This is a genomic window from Bradyrhizobium sp., from assembly GCF_035652035.1.
Classification (GTDB): domain Bacteria; phylum Pseudomonadota; class Alphaproteobacteria; order Rhizobiales; family Xanthobacteraceae; genus Bradyrhizobium.
Genome location: NZ_DASREO010000018.1, coordinates 104562 through 124803, shown reverse-complemented (window position 1 = coordinate 124803; position 20242 = coordinate 104562). Strand labels below are relative to the sequence as shown.

At 62.1% G+C, this 20242-nt stretch carries 19 protein-coding genes; 10 read left to right on the top strand and 9 right to left on the bottom strand.

What is annotated here, in order from left to right; genetic code table 11:
• Positions 1 to 182: 182 nt before the first annotated feature.
• Together VFB05_RS07265 and VFB05_RS07260 are read right to left on the bottom strand one after the other, a co-directional pair.
• Positions 183 to 1574: an MFS transporter gene (locus tag VFB05_RS07265; protein ID WP_325010482.1), complete on the bottom strand. Its 1392-nt coding sequence runs from the start codon at positions 1572 to 1574 to the stop codon at positions 183 to 185.
• A gap of 228 nt (positions 1575 to 1802) precedes the next feature.
• The gene (locus VFB05_RS07260; RefSeq protein ID WP_325010480.1) at positions 1803 to 1991 is read right to left on the bottom strand and encodes a hypothetical protein; all 189 of its coding nucleotides are present in this window, start codon (positions 1989 to 1991) and stop codon (positions 1803 to 1805) included.
• Between the two features lie 330 nt (positions 1992 to 2321).
• Between VFB05_RS07260 and VFB05_RS07255 the strand changes: the two genes are divergently transcribed.
• The 5 genes from VFB05_RS07255 to VFB05_RS07235 all read left to right on the top strand — a co-directional run bounded on the left by VFB05_RS07255 (position 2322) and on the right by VFB05_RS07235 (position 9192).
• Complete coding sequence (locus tag VFB05_RS07255) at positions 2322 to 3446, top strand: amidohydrolase family protein (protein ID WP_325010478.1); 1125 nt, start codon at positions 2322 to 2324, stop codon at positions 3444 to 3446.
• Positions 3447 to 3556: 110 nt separating this feature from the next.
• Positions 3557 to 4933 carry a sigma-54 interaction domain-containing protein gene (locus VFB05_RS07250; protein WP_325010476.1) on the top strand — a complete coding sequence of 459 codons (1377 nt, stop codon included), beginning with the start codon at positions 3557 to 3559 and terminating at the stop codon, positions 4931 to 4933.
• 349 nt (positions 4934 to 5282) lie between these two features.
• Complete coding sequence (locus VFB05_RS07245; RefSeq protein ID WP_325010474.1) at positions 5283 to 6692, top strand: GntP family permease; 1410 nt, start codon at positions 5283 to 5285, stop codon at positions 6690 to 6692.
• Positions 6693 to 6716: 24 nt separating this feature from the next.
• Positions 6717 to 8720, top strand: coding sequence for an acyl CoA:acetate/3-ketoacid CoA transferase (locus VFB05_RS07240; RefSeq protein ID WP_325010472.1), 2004 nt, complete (start codon positions 6717 to 6719; stop codon positions 8718 to 8720).
• A gap of 187 nt (positions 8721 to 8907) precedes the next feature.
• Positions 8908 to 9192, top strand: coding sequence for a DUF1330 domain-containing protein (locus VFB05_RS07235; protein ID WP_325010470.1), 285 nt, complete (start codon positions 8908 to 8910; stop codon positions 9190 to 9192).
• Between the two features lie 62 nt (positions 9193 to 9254).
• Here VFB05_RS07235 and VFB05_RS07230 read toward each other — a convergent pair whose 3' ends face one another.
• The gene (locus VFB05_RS07230) at positions 9255 to 9653 is read right to left on the bottom strand and encodes a DoxX family protein (protein ID WP_325010468.1); all 399 of its coding nucleotides are present in this window, start codon (positions 9651 to 9653) and stop codon (positions 9255 to 9257) included.
• A 268-nt stretch (positions 9654 to 9921) separates the two neighbouring features.
• Here VFB05_RS07230 and VFB05_RS07225 point away from each other — a divergent pair, with 268 nt between their 5' ends.
• Positions 9922 to 10773 (top strand): alpha/beta fold hydrolase, encoded by an 852-nt coding sequence (locus VFB05_RS07225; protein WP_325010465.1) that lies wholly within the window; start codon positions 9922 to 9924, stop codon positions 10771 to 10773.
• Between the two features lie 10 nt (positions 10774 to 10783).
• Here VFB05_RS07225 and VFB05_RS07220 read toward each other — a convergent pair whose 3' ends face one another.
• Positions 10784 to 11134 (bottom strand): hypothetical protein, encoded by a 351-nt coding sequence (locus tag VFB05_RS07220; protein WP_325010463.1) that lies wholly within the window; start codon positions 11132 to 11134, stop codon positions 10784 to 10786.
• Between the two features lie 491 nt (positions 11135 to 11625).
• Between VFB05_RS07220 and VFB05_RS07215 the strand changes: the two genes are divergently transcribed.
• Complete coding sequence (locus tag VFB05_RS07215) at positions 11626 to 11865, top strand: hypothetical protein (protein ID WP_325010461.1); 240 nt, start codon at positions 11626 to 11628, stop codon at positions 11863 to 11865.
• A 252-nt stretch (positions 11866 to 12117) separates the two neighbouring features.
• Here the strand turns inward: VFB05_RS07215 and VFB05_RS07210 are convergent, their stop codons facing one another.
• The 3 genes from VFB05_RS07210 to VFB05_RS07200 form a co-directional block, all read right to left on the bottom strand.
• Positions 12118 to 14304, bottom strand: coding sequence for a xanthine dehydrogenase family protein molybdopterin-binding subunit (locus tag VFB05_RS07210; protein WP_325010599.1), 2187 nt, complete (start codon positions 14302 to 14304; stop codon positions 12118 to 12120).
• Between the two features lie 17 nt (positions 14305 to 14321).
• On the bottom strand, positions 14322 to 14795 hold the full coding sequence (locus VFB05_RS07205; RefSeq protein WP_325010459.1) for a (2Fe-2S)-binding protein: 474 nt from the start codon (positions 14793 to 14795) through the stop codon (positions 14322 to 14324).
• A gap of 339 nt (positions 14796 to 15134) precedes the next feature.
• Positions 15135 to 16064, bottom strand: coding sequence for a hypothetical protein (locus VFB05_RS07200; RefSeq protein ID WP_325010457.1), 930 nt, complete (start codon positions 16062 to 16064; stop codon positions 15135 to 15137).
• 122 nt (positions 16065 to 16186) lie between these two features.
• Here VFB05_RS07200 and VFB05_RS07195 point away from each other — a divergent pair, with 122 nt between their 5' ends.
• Entirely contained in the window at positions 16187 to 16708 is a 522-nt protein-coding gene (locus VFB05_RS07195) for a hypothetical protein (RefSeq protein ID WP_325010455.1), read from the top strand.
• Between the two features lie 56 nt (positions 16709 to 16764).
• On the opposite strand, the gene VFB05_RS07190 is transcribed toward VFB05_RS07195, so the two are convergent.
• A complete protein-coding gene (locus VFB05_RS07190) occupies positions 16765 to 17301 on the bottom strand; it encodes a MarR family winged helix-turn-helix transcriptional regulator (RefSeq protein ID WP_325010453.1) in 537 nt (178 codons plus the stop codon).
• A 176-nt stretch (positions 17302 to 17477) separates the two neighbouring features.
• Between VFB05_RS07190 and VFB05_RS07185 the strand changes: the two genes are divergently transcribed.
• Complete coding sequence (locus tag VFB05_RS07185; RefSeq protein WP_325010451.1) at positions 17478 to 18446, top strand: PDR/VanB family oxidoreductase; 969 nt, start codon at positions 17478 to 17480, stop codon at positions 18444 to 18446.
• Positions 18447 to 18579: 133 nt separating this feature from the next.
• On the top strand, positions 18580 to 19758 hold the full coding sequence (locus VFB05_RS07180; RefSeq protein ID WP_325010449.1) for a Gfo/Idh/MocA family oxidoreductase: 1179 nt from the start codon (positions 18580 to 18582) through the stop codon (positions 19756 to 19758).
• A 136-nt stretch (positions 19759 to 19894) separates the two neighbouring features.
• Here VFB05_RS07180 and VFB05_RS07175 read toward each other — a convergent pair whose 3' ends face one another.
• Positions 19895 to 20083 (bottom strand): hypothetical protein, encoded by a 189-nt coding sequence (locus VFB05_RS07175; protein ID WP_325010447.1) that lies wholly within the window; start codon positions 20081 to 20083, stop codon positions 19895 to 19897.
• Between the last annotated feature and the right edge of the window lie 159 nt (positions 20084 to 20242).

The following is a 20242-nucleotide window of genomic DNA, read 5'->3' as shown; positions in this document are numbered from 1 at the left end:
AAATTTTCCCAGTGTGAAAAGCTTCGCGCATACGCAAAACGCGGCGAAGACAAGCGATAGATTCAGCGCGGCGCAATCTGCGCAGGCTCTGTTACAGCGATGCGAAGGATTTTTGATTTTTCCAGCTTTTCCCGAAAAATCCGGGAAGACCGGCGAGCGATACGGTAACACGCCGGGAATTGTTACTCGCGGGAAATAAACAGCTTCAGCGATAGCGAGGCCAGCGCCGACGCGAAGATCACGGCGGCGACCGCAAGCAGGCCGATGACGTAGGAGCCGGAATATTGCTTGAGCCAGCCCATCATGGTGGGACCGAAAAAACCGCCGGTGGTCGCGATGCTGTTGATGAAGGCGAGCCCGCCGGCCGCGGCGACGCCGGTGAGGAAACGGGTCGGGATGGTCCAGAAGATGGCGCGCGCGGCGGTGACGCCGACCAGAGCGAGGGAAAATCCGATCACGGCCGAGCTGAGCGAATTGGAGAAGATCGGCAAGAGCAGCCCAACGCCGCCAAGAACGCAGCAGATCGCGAGATTGGCGATGCGCCTGCCCTTGCGGTCGACATAGTGCGCCCACAGGATCATGCCGATGGTGGCAAAGAGATAGGGGATCGCCGCGATCCAGCCGATCGTCGTGTTGGCGAGGTGGTATTCCTTCAGCATCAGCGGCATCCACAGGCCGATGCCGTAAGAGCCGAGCGTGAAGCCGAACTGGATCGCGGTGCAGATCAGCACGCGCGGATCCTTCAGCGCCGCCCAGAACGTGGAATGCGGCCGTTCTCGCACTTCCGACGCCAGCACGCCGTCGAGCGCGTCGCGCTCCTCGCGCGTCAGCCAGGGCGCGGTTTGCGGCCGGTCGGCGAGCAGTTTCAGCGTGAGCAGGCCGAGCGGTATGCAAGGCAGGCTCACCAAGAGAAACATCCATTGCCAGCCCGCGAGGCCCCAGATGCCGTCGAGCCGAAGCAGTTCGGTGCAAATCGGTGTGCCGATCATCGAAGACAGGGGAATGCCGACCAGAAACCAGGCGAGCATGCGCGTGCGGTATTGCGCCGGAAACCAGGCGGCGAGAAAGAAGGTCACGCCCGGAAAGAAGCCGGCTTCCATGATGCCGAGCAAAAGCCGCACGCCGTAAAAACTGTGCGGCCCGACCACGAAGGCGGTCGCCGCCGACACGATGCCCCAGCTGACCATGATGCGGGCGATCCAGCGCCGCGCGCCCACCCTATAAAGCAGCAGATTGCTCGGGATCTCGAACGTCGAATAGCCGAGAAAGAAAATGCCGCCGGCGAATCCGAACTGCAGCGGGGTCAGCCCGAGCTGCGCGTTCATGGTCAGCCCCGCGACGCTGAGGCTGGTGCGGTCGAGGTAATTGAAGAGATAGGCGACGGTGAGTAACGGCACGAAGCGAAGGGCTGCCTTGTGCACGGCGCTGTGCATGGCCGCATCCGCCGCGTCGGCTCGCGCTGATCCGACGCTGCCATGCATGTTGGCTTGCACGCTGGCTTGCGCGCCGCCTTGCGCGCCACCTTGCGCGCCACCTTGGACGTGTCCTTGGACGCCCGCACCCACGTCAGTCATCCCGCCCCCGCCCCGTTTTGGCTTTTGTTGTTATTGGTCACGGGCTTGGCTTAGCAGAAGGTTCCGGCTCCACAAAGCCTGAAACCCTCATGGTGAGGAGCGCCATTTGGCGCGTCTCCTCAGGATGAGGAGCGAGGCTGCCGCGATCACAGGAGCGAAGCGTCTCCCCAAAAGCATCGCGGGCGACCTTGTCAGTCGCCCGCGACGGAAACGATTTCCCCGACTGGATTACGCGGCGTGGATAGAGGGACTTTCGACCTCGAGATTGCATTCCCGGAAGTGAAACGCGATCTCGTCGAGCGCGCGTTGCTCCCAGATTTCGGCCTCCGCGAGCCAGAACGATTTACGCTCGCGATCATGTAACGCACGCTCACGGCAAAAATGCTCCTGGCGGCGAATTTCAACGAGCTTGTTCATGAACTCCACTCCCTGTCGGTGAAGCCAAGTAACCAACCTAACCAGCTAGCTACGGATTTCACGCTAGCAGATTTCATCCGTTCCGTGTGTGGCATTTTCATGAGTAGAAAAGATTCACAATTTTTTGCTGCTCGCGGTGCAACGCAACATCAAAGTCAGGACGCGTGACTTAACCGATCGGGTGAATGCGATTTCACCAAGCAGCATTATTCGCTTAAGCCACGAATGCGGTGCGGCAGGCCCTATTGTCTGGCACACCAACATCGCTAAGGTGTCAGCGTCTTGATCAAGAAGTCCTCAAAAAGAGGATCCGATGGGGAGAAAAACGTCATGAGCCGACACCAGGGGCGCGAATCAACCGGCAAATCCCGCATGCAGATGCGCGGCTGCGCCTGCGGGTGCGACAACACGCTGCAGCTGACGAAGGGCGACTTGAGCCGGCGCAGCTTCATGGCGGGAGCAGCGGCTGTGGCCGCGACTGGCCTTGCTGCACCGCGAGCTCTCGCGCAGGCGCCGGCTGAAAAGCCCTACCGGATCGACGTTCACCACCATCTGTCGCCGCCGAGCTATATCCAGGCCATCATCGACAACCATCTCGGCAGCCCGCCGCAAATCAAGTGGACGCCGGAAAAGTCGCTCGCCGACATGGACGCGGCCGGCGTTGCGGTTTCCATGCTCTCGGTGACGCAGCCCGGCGTGAATTTCACCTCGGGCGAGGCCGCGCGGAAACTTTGCCGCGAGAGCAACGACTATGCCGCGAAGCTGATCGCAGATCATCCTGGCCGCTTCGGCTCGTTCGCGATGATTCCGCTCGCCGATACCGAAGGGAGCCTGAAGGAAATCGAATACGCGCTCGACACGCTCAAGGCCGACGGCATTGGGCTGCTCACCAGCTATCACGACAAATGGCTCGGCCATCCCTCGTTCCTGCCGGTCATGGAAGAGCTCAACCGCCGCAAATGCGTGGTCTACACCCACCCGACGACCGCCGATTGCTGCGTCAACCTGATGAAGACCGAGCCGCCGACGCTGGTCGAATGGGGCACCGACACCACGCGCACCATCGGCGATATCGTGTTCTCCGGCAACGCGCAAAAATTCCGCGACATCAAGTGGATCTTCTCGCATGCCGGCGGCACCATGCCGTTCCTGATCGAACGCTTCATCGGCCAGCCGAAGATCGACAAGGAATTCCAGCCGGCCGTGCCGGACGGCGCGCTGGCCGAATTGACGCGCTTCTACTACGACACCGCGCAAACCGCGAACAAGGCGTCGATGTCGGCGCTGACGGCGATCATCCCAACCTCGCAAATCGTGTTCGGCACCGATTTCCCCTATCGCACGGCTATCGATCACGTGAAGGGCTTGCGTGCATCGGGCGTGTTCAACGAGGCGCAACTGAAGGATATCGAGCGCGGCAACGCAGTAAAGCTGCTGCCAAGGTTGAATGCATAAAGGTTGAATGCATAAAGGCTGCACGCATAAAAGGCTGAACGCGCAAGGAGCCCAGGATTCCCCTTTCGCACCCGATCGCCGATGACCCCGAGGCCATCCGCGCCCGCGCGATGGAGACGCTGTTCGAGCGGCTGGAGAGCCTGTGCGAAGGCGCGATCGCCATCGATCGTTCCGGGCGCGTCGTCTACGTCAACGAAAAATACCTGCCCGCGCTCGGCCTGAAGCGCACGTCGGAAGCCTTGGGGCGACCCATCGAGGAGATCATTCCCAACAGCCTGATGCGGCGCGTCGCCGAAAGCGGCGAGCCGATCCTGCTCGACATCATGGAGCTCGGTGGCGAGCAACTCGTGGTCACGCGTATGCCGATCGAGGATATCAGCGGCAAGGTGATCGGGGCGATCGGCTTTGTGCTGTACGACCGGCTGGAAAATCTGAAACCCCTGATCGAGCGCGTCGCGCATCTCGAGAACGAACTGCGCATCGCGCGGCGGCAATTGTCGCTGCCGGCGCGACCTGCGCGCTACACCTTCGACGACTATGTCGGACAAAGCGAAGGCATCGTCCGCGCCAAGGAACTTGCTGGCCGCGCCGCGCGGCAGAACGTGACGGTGCTTTTGACCGGCGAGACCGGCACCGGCAAGGAATTATTGGCGCAGGCGATCCACAATGCGTCGGCCCGTGCGGAGAAGCCGTTTGTCAGCGTCAATGTCGCCGCTACACCGGAGACGCTGATCGAGCAGGAATTCTTCGGCACAGCGCCCGGACATCATGGCGAAACCGACAGGGGCCGCGATGGCAGATTCAAGAGCGCCGACGGCGGCACGCTCTTCCTCGACGAGATCGGCGACATGCCGCCGGCCTTGCAGGCTAAACTCTTGCGCGTGTTGCAGGAGCGAGAGATCGAGCCGCTCGGTTCGGACAAGCCGGTCAAGGTCGATGTCCGCATTATCGCCGCGACCAATGTCGATCTCGAAAGGCGCATCGCTGAAGGCGCCTTCCGCGCCGATCTTTATTATCGCCTCAACGTGCTGTCCATAGCGCTACCACCTCTTCGCCACTGCATCGGCGATCTCGAAGCGATCGCCGCGCGGCTGCTCGACGATGTCGTGATCTCGGGCGCTTACCCGAACGCCCGCATCACGCCCTCGGGCCTGGCTGCGCTTGCGCGCTACGACTGGCCGGGCAACGGGCGCGAACTGCGCAACATCCTGGAGCGCGCGCTGATCCTCTCGGATTCCACCCGGCTCACCGGCGACGATTTCGCGCACATCCTCCCCGTCGGCACGGCGAGCAAGGCGGCCGCGCCGGCCGCAATCACGACCGCAGTACTGCCCTACGCGGAAGCCGAGCTTGCCTTCGAAAAGCAGACGCTCGAACAGGCGCTCGATGCCGCAGGCGGACAGATCGCGGAAGCAGCACGGATGCTGCGAATCTCGCGCGCGACCTTCTACAAGAAGCTCGCCAAGTTCGGCCTGCACGCGTCTTAGCCTTACGGCGTCAAAATCAGCGCCAGCCCCTCATCCTGAGGAGCGCGCTCGCGCGCGTCTCGAAGGATGTGGCCCGTCCTGGTGGCCTCATGGTTCGAGACGCCGCGTCAAGTGACGCGGCTCCTCACCATGAGGTAGCCTGTCTGACTTTCGAGACAGAAGCCGTCTCGGTTCTCAGAACCGCAACACATCACCGCTTTCGTTGCATGCGTTTCGACGGATGAAGCGCGCGCTTGCACAAATCCCTTGCGATAGATCAAGGACCTGACGCAAACTTTGTCAGTTCGTGAAGCACGCGACGCAAGAACGCGCGAACCGAAAGACTGCGCGGACACAAAGGGAGGCATTCATGAGTTTTCTGATCGCAGTCGGCGCACTCTGTTTCCTGATGTTCGTCGCCTATCGCGGCTTCAGCGTGATCCTGTTCGCACCGGTCGCAGCTCTCGGCGCGGTATTCCTCACCGACCCCGCCGCGGTGCCCGCCGCCTTCACCGGTCTGTTCATGGACAAGATGGTGGGGTTTGCCAAACTCTACTTCCCGGTCTTCCTGCTCGGCGCCGTCTTCGGCAAGGTAATCGAGCTTTCAGGTTTCTCGAAATCGATCGTCGCCTCCGTGATCGATCTCGTCGGGCCGAAGCGCGCGATGCTCGCGATCGTGCTGGTCTGCGGCGTGCTCACCTATGGCGGCGTGTCGCTGTTCGTGGTCGTGTTCGCCGCCTATCCCTTCGCGGCCGAAATGTTCCGCGCCGGCAATATCCCCAAGCGTCTGATCCCCGGCACCATCGCGCTCGGCGCCTTCTCCTTCACGATGGACTCGCTGCCGTTCTCGCCGCAGATCCAGAACATCATTCCGACCACCTATTTCAAGACCACCAATGGCGCGGCGCCGATCCTCGGCACGCTTGGCGCGATCTTCATCCTGGTTCTCGGCCTGACCTATCTCGAATGGCGGCGACGGTCGGCAGCGGCCGCCGGCGAAGGCTATGGCGAGGGACACACCAACGAGCCGCCGCCGGTCGACACCAAGGACCTGCCGCCGGCCTTGATCGCCTTCCTGCCGCTGATCGTGGTCTTCGTGGTCAACATCGCACTCGGCGGCTTTCCCGGCCTGTTCGGCGGCCTGATCGACCGCGCCTATGGCACCAATTACGACCTCACGCTCGCCATGGATCACGCGATTCCAAACCCGATCGCGGGCATCAAGGCGATCTGGGCGGTGGAAGGCGCGCTGATCGCGGGCATCATCACCGTCTTCATCTTCGCCTTCCCGAAGCTGAGCTCGACCTTCGCCGAAGGCAGCAAGGCCGCGGTCGGCGGCGCGCTGCTCGCCGCCATGAACACCGCGTCCGAATACGGCTTCGGCGCCGTGATCGCGGCACTGCCCGGCTTCCTCGTCATCAAGGAGACGCTGAGATCGATCCCCAATCCGCTGGTGAACGAGGCCATCACCGTCACCACGCTGGCCGGCATCACCGGATCTGCGTCGGGCGGCATGTCGATCGCGCTTGCCGCCATGTCCAAGGATTTCATCGCCATGGCGGAGGCCGCGCATATTCCGCCAGAGGTGCTGCATCGCGTCGCATCGATGGCCTCGGGCGGCATGGATACGCTGCCGCATAACGGCGCAGTCATCACGCTGCTCGCGGTGACCGGCCTCACCCACCGGCAGTCCTACAAGGACATCTTTGCCGTCACCTGCCTCAAGACGCTCGCCGTCTTCTTCGTGATCGCCGTCTACTACCTCACGGGATTAGTTTAGCCGTGTAACAAGAGGAGCCGCGCCATGAGCCAGCACCCTGCCCTGCAATTCCTGCGGCTGTCGGAAAAGGGCAAGGTGGTGAGCGCGGCCGAGGCCGTGCGGCTCATTCGTGACGGCGACACGGTCGCAACCGGCGGCTTTGTCGGCATCGGCTTTGCCGAGGAAATCGCGCTGGCGCTGGAGGCGCTCTATCTCGAGCACGAAACCGACGCGCCTTACACGCAAGGCAAGCCGAAGAACCTGACGCTGGTTTATGCCGCCGGCCAGGGCGACGGCAAGCATCGCGGCCTCAATCACTTCGCCCATGACGGTCTCGTCAAGCGCGTGATCGGCGGCCATTGGGGCCTCGCGCCGAAATTGCAGCAGCTTGCGATCTCGAACCAGATCGAGGCGTATAACCTGCCGCAAGGCGTGATCACGCACCTGTTCCGCGACATCGCAGCAAAGCGGCCGGCGCATATCAGCCGCGTCGGCATCGGCACCTTTGTCGATCCGCGCAACGGCGGCGGCAAACTGAATGCGCGAACCACGGAAGATCTTGTCGAGCTGCTCACGATCAATGGCGAGGAATGCCTGCTCTACAAGACCTTCCCGATCAATATCGGCATCATCCGCGCCACCACAGGCGACGCCGACGGCAACCTCACCATGGAGAAGGAGGCGCTGACGCTCGAGGCGCTGGCGATCGCGATGGCCGCGCATAATTCCGGCGGGCTCGTGATCGCGCAGGTCGAGCGCGTCGCCGAAAACGGCACGCTCAATCCGCGGCAGGTCAAGATTCCCGGCGTGCTGGTCGATTGCGTCGTGGTGGCGCGGCCCGAAAACCACTGGCAGACCTTTGGCACGCAATATAATCCGGCCTTCGCAAGCGAGATTCGCGTGCGCGCCGGTTCGCTGCCGGCGCTTCCGATGAGCGAGCGCAAGATCATCGCGCGCCGCGCGGCGTTCGAGCTGAAAGCCAACAGCGTGGTCAATCTCGGCATCGGTATGCCCGAGGGGATTGCGGCGGTCGCAAACGAAGAAAAGATCATCGACCTGATCACGCTGACCGCCGAGCCCGGCGTCATCGGCGGCATTCCCGCCAGCGGCATCGATTTTGGCGCGGCGATCAACACGCAGGCGGTGATCGACCAGCCGTATCAGTTCGACTTCTATGACGGCGGCGGGCTGGACGCGGCCTTCCTCGGGCTTGCCCAGGTCGATCGCGCAGGCAATCTCAACGTCTCCAAGTTTGGGCCCAAACTCGCAGGCGCCGGCGGCTTCATCAACATCAGCCAGAACGCCAAGAAGGTGGTATTCGTCGGCACCTTTGGCGCCGGCAAACTGCGCATCGACTGCGCGGGCGGAAAGCTTGCGATCGTCGACGAGGCGCACTCGCGCAAGTTCGTCGAACAGGTCGAGCATGTGACGTTCGCGGGCGCTTACGCCGTGGCGCGCGGCCAGCCGGTGCTTTACGTGACCGAGCGCTGCGTGTTTGCGCTTTCACCTGATGGCCTCGAGCTGATCGAAGTCGCGCCCGGCATCGACATCGAGCGCGATATTCTTTCGCTGATGGATTTCAGGCCGGCCATTCCGCGCGAGCCTCTCCTGATGGATTCGCGCATCTTCCACGACGGCGTGATGGAGCTGCGCCGCGACCTGGTCGCGATCCCCCTTGAGCAGCGTTTCACCTATGACACCCAGCAGGAGCTGTTCTTCGTCAATCTCGAACGCTTCGTGGTGCGCAGCCAGGCCGATATCGAGGCGATCCATCATGCGGCCGAGGCGAAGCTCGCACCGCTTGGCCGCCGTGTCTATGCCATCGTCAACTACGACAACTTCTCGATTCCGCCCGACCTGATGGACGAGTATTCGGCGATGGTGCGCTCGCTCACCGACCGCTATTACTCCGGCGTCTCGCGCTACACCACGTCGGGCTTCCTGCGCATCAAGCTCGGCGAGGCGCTGGAAGGCCGCGGGCTGGCGCCGCATATCTTCGAGAGCGCCGACGAGGCGCGCTGGGACGCGCACGAAAGCGGCGGGCGGTAGCCCCCCTTTTCTCAACACCCACGGCTCGTCATGGCCGGGCTTGTCCCGGCCATCCACGTCTGTTCTAAGCATCAAGAAAGCAAGACGTGGATGCCCGCGCCATAGGCGAGCGAAAGCGACGCCGTTCTTCGAACGGCTATGCGCGGGCATGACGGCAAGCTTAATCTCACGACCCGGAGCACTCCCCATGAAAGCCTATGTGATTGCGGCGGACACCGTCCACGATGCGGCTGTCATGGCCGAATACGGCAAGGTCGTCGCCGCCACGATCACCGCCTTCGATGGCAAGTTCCTCGTGCGCGGCGGCACGTGTTCGGTGCTCGAAGGCGAGTGGCAGAAGCGCACGGTGATCCTCGAGTTTCCGAGCCGCGAAAGAGCCGAGGCCTGGTACAACTCCGACGACTACCAGAAAATCATCGGCCTGCGGCTCAACAGCGCGCACGGCAGCCTCGTGATCGTCGACGGGGTGTGAGGGCGGGCGCGCGTCGTCCCCGCTCACGCAGGGACGACATCCGCCGACCAAGCCGACAAGACCTACGCCCGTCGCGTCACCTGGAACGAATTGTCCACGGCCCAGCGGCCGGGTCCGCTGACGAAATAGACCAGGAAGATGAAGCAATAGAGGATGGCCGCATCGCCGCCATTGAGCATCGGGAAGTTGCCCTTCGGCGCATGCGCCATGAAATAGGCGAACGCCATGTCGCCGGCGAGAATGAAGGCGACGGGCCGCGTCAGGAAGCCGACCGTGAACAGCGCGCCGCCGACGATTTCGATAATGCCCTGAAACCAGATCAGCGAACCCATCGTGGGTTGAACCGGCCCGTGCGGAAAGTCGAGCAGCTTGGAGGTGCCGTGCTCGAGAAACAAAAGCCCGATCACGATGCGGGCGATGCTGAGTATTTCTGGCGCATATTTGCTGACGCGATCTAACATCGATCAAACTCCCCAATTTGGATGCGGATGTCGAACCCCCCAGCCCGTTGAATAACGAGCCACCCCAGAGCGGGTTACCTTAACCCGCATAACTGCGCAGGGGAAACGCTCTCGCGCTGCACCCAAGTGCCTGATTCACAACATCTTGCGCCTGAGGCCTGACGTCACATCGTCGTGACGGGACGCGCGTGTCACGCCGCTGTGACGTTCGGCCAGGAAAATGTCGCCTCTCCAATTTCCTTGAAGGCATTTTCAAGAGAGCTTTTCGATGAAACGCGGAATTGCAATTCTGCTTTCGGCTGTCGTGCTGGCGGGGCTCGGCTATTTCACGGCCAGCAAATGGGCGATCCGGCACAAGACCATCACGCTCTACGATCCCTTGCGGACCGATCGTCCGGTCGACGTCGATATCGCGGTGCGGCGCGATCGCGAGATGGAGGAGGTCGCCGAAATGGTCACGCTGCCGGTGGCGATCCTCAATCACGGCAACACGGTCAAGTACACCGAATATTCGTTTCTGGTGAACGTGCTTGCGATGCGCGGTTATCTCGTCGCCAGCGTGCAGCACGACATCGAGGCCGACGGCGCGATGGTGACGCAGGCCGGCGAGGAATATGTCGGCCGCAGGCCACACTACAACAAGGGCATTGCCAACATCCTGTTCGTGATCGACGAACTCAAGACGCTCTATCCCAACGCCGACTATCACCAGCTCACCATGGTTGGGCATTCCAACGGCGGCGACATCTCGATGTACTTCGCCAAGCGTCATCCTGATTTGATCAGGAAGGTGGTGACGCTCGACAACCTGCGCGTCCCCTTCATCACCGACGGCAAGTTCAAGATCCTGTCGTTCCGCTCCAGGGACCCCGTCTTCAAGGCCGATCCCGGCGTCGTGCCCGACGATGCGATGTGCCGGAAGGCCGGCATCACCGTGGTCAAGACGCCCTATCAGCACAACGAGCTGAGCGACCGCGGACCAGACGAGGTCAAGAATTCGATCCAGTCCATTCTCGACCGCTTCCTCGACGACAACACGCCGGCCGGACAAATGGAGGCCGAAAAGCTTCGGGACAACAACACCGCCGGCCTGCTCGCGGCGTCCGCGACGCCGCAGTAATTCGCTCCGCTCACCCCTGCTTGGCGCGGCTGCGCAGGATCCGCAGCGCCCGTTCGTCGCCGCGCGCATAGGCGTCGTCGACAAACGCGATCAGGAGATCGGCGAGCGCGCCATAGTCCCACAGTTTCAGTTCGGCCGGATCGATCCAGCCCTCGAAGAAATCGTCGAGGTATCCGCGTGAGGCGTCGTTGGCTTCGGTCCAGGTGGGGCCGGCGAGCCCTGCCGGATCGCTATCCCAGTGGCACACCACGAAGCCGCCGGCGGTCTTGGCCAGAATCCAGCGTCCATCCTTCGGCGCCTCGCTGATCGGGCGCAGGGATTGGCCAATTTTCCGCAGCACAAGTTCGACCTGATCAGACATTCAACGCTTCCAGCACCCGACGGAATGGCCGGTGAATCGCTCGGCCATGCTCCCTGTTCCATAGGCTGATGGTTCAACTATGGCGAGACCAACGCATTCCAGGCGCAAAAGATTCAGGCGAGCGCCTGATCCGCGGGCCGCCACGCCGCCGACCTCGCGCGATATTTTTGCGAGAGGTGCGCGGAACTGCAACTCGGCGGCGACGTTTGAATCTCCATTCGAGGAGTGAGGACGAGACACGCGTTGCTGGTTCGCGGCGGCGTCCTGCGTTCGGCTGGGCCGGCTCTTGCCGACGATGTCGGCGTTCGGGCCGGTCCAGCCGGCGCAGGTGTCGCGGCAAAGCGCCGATATGGAGCGTTGCCTTGAACAAATCGCCCGCGGCCCTTTCGGGATCACGCGGGCGATTTGCGTTTGATGTCCTTGCGGGAAATACCGCGGAACGGTGTCTGCCTCATGGCGTTTAGACCTGCATCCGAGGAGAGGAGAACGACATGAGGAATATATTGATGATTGCGGCGGCGACGTGCGTGCTCGCCGGACCCGCTCTGGCCGACGAGGTCGTGGTGCGGCCGCCGGCGGCCGGCGTGACGGTCGGCGAAACCCCGCGCACCGACACTGAACGCAAGACCGTGATCAAGAAGGATGAACCGGGCAGCCAGACCACCGTGATCAAGAAAGAGCACGACGACGGAACGCGGAGCAAGACCGTCATCCATCACGACAACGAATAGTCGATCCAGACAATTCGCCCGCGGGCTCCTTGCAGGGGGCCCGCGGGCGATTTTTGTTGAAGGCTCCATCAGAGCCGCAGCGGAGGCCTACTCCCTCTCCCATGGGAGAGGGCTGGGGTGAGGGGGTACGGTCTGTCGATAGAGCGAAACCCCTCACCCGGCACGGAGCCTGTCATCGGGCGCGCGTTCGCGCGACCCGTTGGTGCCGACCTCTCCCAATGGGAGAGGTGAAACAGGCGCAGTTCTGCGCACTCACACCAGCTTCACGTTCTTCAGCGGCAGGCTGCGCACCGGCTTGCCTGTCGCGGCGAAGATCGCATTCATCACCGACGGCGAGACCACGCAGATGGTCGGCTCGCCGACGCCGCCCCAGAAGTCATAGGTCGGCACCAGCACCACCTCCACCTTCGGCATCTCGGCAAGCCGCATGATCTCGTAGGTGTCGAAGTTGAGCGCCGTCATGCGGCCCTTGTCGACCGGCATTTCGCCATACATCGCAGCCGTCAGGCCGTAGGCGACCGAGCCCTGCGCCTGCGCCTCGATCTGGCCGGGGTTGACCGTGTGACCGCAATTCACCGCCAGCACGATGCGATGAACCTTGAGCTTGCCTTGCGGGCTGACCGAGACCTCGGACACCGCCGCCGAGTAGCTGCCATAGCCCATGAACTGCGCGAGGCCGCGATGAACGCCCGCGGGCAATGGCTTGCCCCAGTCGCCCTTCTCGGCCGCGGCATTCAGCACGGCGAGATGCTTGGGATGGTTCTTCATCAGCGCGCGGCGGAATTCCAGCGAATCCTTGCCCGCGGCGCGCGCCACTTCCTCGATGAAGCATTCCATGTAGACGGCGTTCTGGTTGGTATTGACGCCGCGCCACGGGCCGACCGGCACATGGCTGTTGCGCATGACGTATTCGATCAACAGGTTCGGCACGTCGTAGCCAAGCTGCGCGTCGCCGGGCGTCTCGTAGAGTCCCTGCAACTGCCGCATGTCCTTGCCATTGACGATGGCAGTGGGATTGACGCGCGCGTTGATCGACTGGCCGGCGACGCGAACATGCAAGGCCACCAGGTTGCCGTCATTGTCGAGACCGGCCGACATCTTGCAGCTTGAGATCGGGCGATAGAAATCGTGCGCCTGATCTTCTTCACGGCTCCAGATCAGCTTGATCGGCGTGTCCGGGAAGGACTTTGCGATCTCGGTCGCCTGATGCACAAAGTCCTGCGTGCCGCCGCGCCGGCCAAATCCGCCGCCGAGGTCGAGGCGGTGAATTTCGCAATTCGCGAGCGGAATGCCCGAGGTTTCCGACAGCGCCGCGAGCGCGCCTTCGAGATTCTGGGTTGGCACCCAGGCATCGGCGCGGTCCTTCGACAGCTTGACCGTGCAGTTCATCGATTCCATCGTCGCATGCGCCAGGAACGGCGTCGAATAGGTCGCCTCGACCTTCTTCGGCGCGTCCGCGATCGCCTTCACGGCATCGCCGTTCTGGCGGTCGCCGTTGGTGGTCGAGGCCTCGAGGCCCTCCTTCAGCATGTCGGCGATGGTCGCCGAGGACTTCGTGGCATTTTCGCCCTCGTCCCAGACGATCGGCAACGCATCGAGCGCCTTCTTCGCCCGCCACCAGGTGTCGGCGACGACGGCGACCGCCGTGTCCTGCACCCGCACCACCTTCTTGACGCCGGGCATGCCCGTGACCTTGGCTTCGTCGAAGCTCTTGAGCTTGCCACCGAACACCGGGCAATCCTTGATCGCCGCGCACAGCATGCCCGGCAGTTTCAGGTCGATCGAAAAGATCTTGCTGCCGTCGAGCTTGTCGGCGGTGTCGAGCCGCTTCAGCGGCTTGCCGGCAATGGTCCAGTCCTTGGGATCCTTGAGCTTGATGTCCTTGGCGTCCGGCGGCGTCAGCTTGGCCGCTGCGCCAGCGACTTCGCCGTAATGCACCGAGCGATTGCTCGCCGCATGCGTGATGACGCCTTTGGACACGGTGAGTTCGGAGGCCGGGACATTCAGCTTCTCGGCCGCGGCCTGAACGAGCATGATGCGCGCGGCCGCACCGCCCTTGCGGACGTAGTCCTGCGAGGTGCGGATGCCACGGCTGCCGCCGGTGCCCATTTCACCCCAGGCGCGTTTGGAAGCGAGGTTTTGGCCGGGCGTGATGCCTTCGGTCGTCACCTTGCTCCAGTCGCATTCGAGTTCTTCGGCGACGAGTTGAGCAAGGCCGGTCAAGGTACCCTGCCCCATTTCGGAGCGCGCAATACGAATGACGCAGGTGTCGTCAGGCTTGATCGCGACCCAGATGTTGACCTGGCTGGCGGCATCCGTCGTGCCTTCGGCATGCGCGGCATCGAACGGCACGTTCATGCCGAGCGCGAGACCGCCGCCGGCGATCGCAGCGGAGCCGACGATGAAATCGCGGCGCGACAGTTTGAGGTGCTTTTCCAGAATGGGCTTGTTCATGACTAACCTGCCTTTCCGGTGGTGCCGCCGCCGTTGGCGGCCACGTGCACGGCTTCGCGGATGCGCTGATAGGTGCCGCAGCGGCAGATGTTGGTCATCGCATCGTCGATGTCCTTGTCGGTCGGCTTGGGAGTCTTCTGCAGCAGCGCCGCGGCGGCCATGATCTGGCCGGACTGGCAATAGCCGCATTGCGGCACGTCGACCGAGGCCCACGCTTTTTGCACCGGATGGGAGCGATCAGCGGACAGTCCCTCGATGGTGACGATCTTGTCGTTCTCGGTGATCTGGCCGAACGGAATCTGGCAGGAGCGTTGCACTTCGCCGTTGAAATGAACCGAGCAGGCGCCGCACTGGGCGATGCCGCAACCATATTTGGTGCCGGTGAGACCGACATGCTCTCTGATAACCCACAGCAAGGGTGTGTCAGCCTCCGCCGAGACGTCCCTCACCGTGCCATTGATGTTGAGTTTTGCCATATGCGTTCCTCCATCAGGCAGGCGGTGGCGGAGCATAATCGCGGGGCGAAATATTGCCTATGGGCTAGTGGAGTGGATTTGACATTCGCTAACCACATGGCGGCGAACTCGGAAAGCGAATGTCAAATCCTAAACTCCACTAGAAAACATATATTTGCTAGTGGTCCTTTGATTCTAACATTCGCAAAAGTGACCGCTGAGAAGTGATGCGAATGTTAGAATCGGACCACTAGAGGCTCACATTGCGGGTTGCCCGCTATGCGCGCGGCAACACTTTTTCGCGACGTGAAAAGCGGCAGTGGGAAAGATTTTGCAGCGCGGCATGGACGAGCCACAACGTCAGTCTTCCAACATCACGTAAGCGCAGAAGCCAACCCCTGCACAGGTCAGCATCGTCAAGAACATGTACTGGGTGTTGATCGACGGGCAATTGCCGAAAGTCAGCGAACGGTCGAGTATCACATAGAGGAGCAGTCCAAAAATCGCAATCGAACCGTAGAGGTACAGGGTCGGCACGGCGAGCCAGTCGTAAAACTCGCAGAGAATGTTTCGGGGCCTCAAGAGAAGGAGGTTGGTGAGAATGCGCTTGAACAACCCCCCGCCGGAAGCCATCAACATACCCGCAACGATGGCGAACAATGCGATCTGGAGCATAACCCCAAATTTCGACCAGGGGCCGGGGGCGACATCGACCGACAGTGCAGCCGAAAACTTCAAGGCTGCTTCGATTCCGTAAGCGGCAAAGAAGGCGCTGACCAGACGATCGAGCGCCCTGATGAGATCTTGTATGCGCGACTGTATTGGTGCGGCGTCCGAGGTCCGGAACGTCAGCGCAAATGCGAGAACCGCGCCAAGCGCGACACCGATGCCGGCCGCCCAAAAGTACGGATGACCCCAGGCCCAAAAAACTGTCAGAGGCGGATCGTAGCAATTGCGGAGGTGGACATCCCACCACGCCAGCGCGGCCGCAGCGACGCCGATCTCGATGCTTCGTCTGATAATGCCGCCGCCTGACGCGAGCCCCAACCCGCAGAGTGGCCAGATAAGGAGAAGCCTCGGTTGCCGCCAGGGTTCGAAAACCGGCGCAGGCACCGCACCGGCGCGTCGAGCCAGCCAATGCTGGGCGAGATCAAACGTACCGTCCAGGGTGCCGAAAGCAGCAAAGAAAGCGATCGATACAAGCTCGATCGCACGCTGTTGATCTGATATGAAAGGGTGCAGGCACGCAATCAGGGCGCCAAAGACTGCAATCGTCAGAAGCCTTCGCATCGACTTGCGCCCCCAAGAGATGCTCGCAGGCAACGGCAAGCTGAAAAATCGCCGAATGGCCGTCTTGATCTGTACGCGTATATCGTGAAAAATACAATCCTTCCGAGCGGAGGTTGGGCCAGTTGAACTCAATCAGCCAACACTCACCTGATCAGCAACGTCAAGCGTCGGCCGACATCAACCGCATCTACGCGTATGTGGCTGCGAGCTTCGGCGGTCTGGTTGGCGGACTTGCGCGATCATCTCCGAATTTGTCCGACAGCGCGTATTCGGAATACGCGCTGTGGGCCGTGTGCGCCCTCATCGGTGCGCTTTTTTTCAGCGTCATCTCGACGAAAGACTATCGCTCTCGTGTCGGGCGCCTGTTTGGGTGCGGAGTTACGGCGCTTGTCCTGTTTTTTATCGGCGTGGCGCTGCAAGCGTTTTTCGGATCGGAACTGCCCGCACCCGCCGAATGGCCCTTTGCAGGCGCAAATGCCTATTTGATACCTGTCGCGATTGTTGTCCTTGGGTTCTTGTCAGGAATCGGGATCCGCCGGGCGGAAAGAGCGGGCTTCCCGTCCTGGTTGGAAGTACCTTCTTTCGCGGCTGTCACAACGTTCGCGATTATCGTTTTCTTTCTGCTCCGCGAAAAACTCTATTGATCCGAGGCACCGGCCCTTGCGAGCCTCGCATTCGTGCCGCCGCAATGCGCTGGGGTCTATCCAACCGTCTCGCCGCTCGACTCATCAAGCCGCTCAAGCGTCGCATGCAGGCTCTTCTGCACTTCACTGAGCCCGTTCAACAGCTGCGTGACATCGGTACGGGAAAGATTTTGCACCGCAGTATCGACGACCTCCCGGGCGAGCGGGAGCAGCTTGCCCCTCAGCACCCGTCCCTTCGGAGTCAGATAAATATGCCATTTGCGCCGGTCGTCCTGATTGCGCACCCTGCGGACGAGGCCCTTCTTTTCCATGATCACGATCGCGCTCAGCGTGGTCGGCTCCATGGTGCCGACCCGGTTGGACAGCTCGCGCTGGGTCAGGCCGTCCTCATGCCAGAGCGCACGCAGGAAGTACCACATGCCGAGCGTGATGCCATGCGGCTCGATCTTGACCTGAAGAAATCGCTGCAGCAGTCGATGGGTGGCGCGAATCTGATAGCCGACGCTCTCGGCAAACGGCAGATCGGCCTCGCGGGCGGGCACGCTCCGTGGCTTGCCGGTCTTTTTGCCGGTGACTTTCTTCGCGCTGGTCAATGGCGTCCCCTTTGCAAGCCGTGATTGCACATCCGAAAGGTCAGCGCAAACCGGCAGCCAGGAACCGGCCGTGGAACGCTGCCCACCTCCTGGCGTTTTAGGGGGTGTTTTGCAAAGGCCGCTTGCGCTATTTACTTAGTTAGCTAAGTATTTCACCTGTGCCCATCGGGGATAACATGACGACCGGTCCCGAAATGCGGGAATTGACCCTAAAAGTTCGCCGCAAGTCGGAAATCGCCGACGGCGTGTTCCTGTTCGAACTCATGGCCGGCAATGGCGGCGAGTTGCCGCCGTTCACGCCGGGCTCGCACATCACCGTGACCGCGCCCTCCGGGCAGAAGCGGCGCTACTCGCTCTGCAACGATCCGGCCGAGCGCGACCGCTATGTGATCGCGGTGAAGCAGGAAACGTCCGGCCGCGGCGGCTCGCTGAGCTTCACGAAAGAGGTCAAGGAAGGCGACGCGGTCACGGCCGAGCCGCCGGACAACGAATTCGAGATGGCATCGAGCGAACCGAAGCGGCTGATCTTCATTGCGGGCGGCATCGGCATCACGCCGATCCGCGCCATGATCCTGCATTGCCTGCGCCAGGGCAAAACCAACTTCATGCTGTATTACTTCGCGCGAACGCCAGCGATGATGGCGTTTCGCGAGGAATTTGCTGGCGACGCTTTCGACGGCAAGGTCGTGCTGCATCACGACAATGGCGACCCCGACCAGGCCTATGACCTGTGGCCGGTGCTGGAGGAGAGCCGCGGCGCGCATCTTTATTGCTGCGGCCCGCGCGGGTTGATGGACGCGGTGCGCGACATGACCGGCCACTGGCCGGATTCGGCGGTGCATTTCGAGGATTTCGTCGGCGCCTCGGCGCCGCACGCCGACGACACGCCGTTCGAGGTGCGCTTGGCGAAAAGCGGCAAGGCTTACGAGGTCGCGGCACATGTCTCGATCCTGGATACGCTGCGAAGCCACGGCCATGTGCTCGCGAGCTCCTGCGAAAGCGGCACCTGTGGCACGTGCCGCTGCCGCTTCGTTGGCGGCGAGGTCGACCATCGCGACCTCGTGCTCTCGGACGATGAAAAGAAGCGCGAGATCATGATTTGCGTGTCCCGGGCGAAATCGCCGACACTGGTGCTGGATTTATAGCCATGGACCTCGAAACATCCATTTTCCGTCATGGCCGGGCTTCGTCCCGGCCATCCACGTCTTTCTTACCGACGCAGGCAAAGACGTGGATGCCCGGCACAAGGCCGGGCATGGCGAAGATCCGGGAACGACAATGACCACCCCCCTCAACGTCGGCGTCATCGGTCTCGGCCGCGCCTTCACCTTGATGCTGCCGACCTTCGCGGCCGATCCACGCATTGCGCTGGTCGCCGCCAGCGATCCGCGCAGCGAGGCCCGCGAACGCTTTGCGCAGGAATTCGGCGCAAAGGCCTACGAGGATGCGGAAGCTTTATGCGCCGATCCCGACGTCAAGGTGGTCTACATCGCTTCGCCGCATCAGTTTCACGTCGCGCATGTGAAGGCCGCGGCAAAACACGGCAAGCACATCCTGGTCGAAAAGCCGATGGCTTTGTCGATCGAAGACTGCAAGGAGATGATCGTTTCAGCCAGGCAAGCGAATGTCAGGCTGCTGGTCGGTCACAGCCACAGCTTCGATCTGCCCTACTTGCGGGCGCGCGCGATGATCAAAAGCGGCGCTTATGGTCATGTCCGCATGATCAATGCGATGAACTTCACCGACTTCCTCTATCGGCCGCGCCGGCCGGAGGAACTCAACACGGCCCAAGGCGGCGGCGTGGTGTTCAGCCAAGCGGCGCATCAGGTCGATATCGTGCGCTTGCTCGCGGGCGCCAAGGCGGCGTCGGTGCGCGCGTTCACCGGCAACTGGGACGCCGCGCGCAACACCGAAGGCGCGTATTCGGCGCAGATCAAATTCGACGACGGCAGTTTCGCCTCGCTGACCTACAGCGGCTATGCGCATTTCGACACCGACGAATTCATGGGCTGGTGGGGCGAGCTCGGTCAAGGCCGCGACGGCGGCGTGACTTACGGCCGTGCACGCGCGAACCTGCAAAAGGCGACCAGCATTGCCGATGAGATCGCGATGAAGAACGCCCGCGCCTACGGTCCCAGCGGGCGCGACGCATTTCAGACCGGTGGCGAGCTGTCATACAATCATTTCGGGCTTGTGGTCGTGAGCTGCGAGCGCGCTGATTTGCGCCCCACTCCGCAGGGCGTCATGGTCTATGGCGACAAGACGCGGCATCTCGACGAACTCCCCTCACCCAAAATCCCGCGCGCCGAAGTGGTCGACGAACTCTATGCGGCGGCCATGCTGGCGACAGCGCCGCTGCATTCCGGCGAATGGGGCCTTGCAACGCTGGAGATATGTCTTGCGATACTCGAGGCGGCGAGGACGGGGCAAGAGGTCAAGCTAAGTCATCAGGTGTGAGTTTGCTTGTTCGGTCGTCATTCCGGGGTGCGCGGTAGCGCGAGCCCGGAATCAATTTCTCCTAACATTCTTGCGGCGTCATGGTTTCCGGGCTCAGCCCTGCGGGCTGCCCCAGAATGACGACCGAACGACCGCCTTAGGCAGTGCGCGCGCTGTTCGCCCGCGATGCGATGATCGCGATGACGTCGTTCTCGGCGGCGGCCGCGGTCTTGTAGCGCGGCTCGGTGGTGACGAACGGCTGCTCAGCCTCGGCGGGATGAAAGATCTCGACGTAATAGAGGCCGGATGGCGCGTCCAGTTTCGGCTCGATGCGGATTGTTGCCATTGCTATTCCCTCTTACCGTCGTCATTCCGGGGCGCGAGCGCAAGCGAGTGAACTATGGTGCGCAATTGCGCATCTGAGAATCCATTTCTCCAAGCATTCGTGCGGCGCGATGGATTCCGGGTTCAGCCCTGCGGGCTGCCCCGGAATGACGACGGTGAA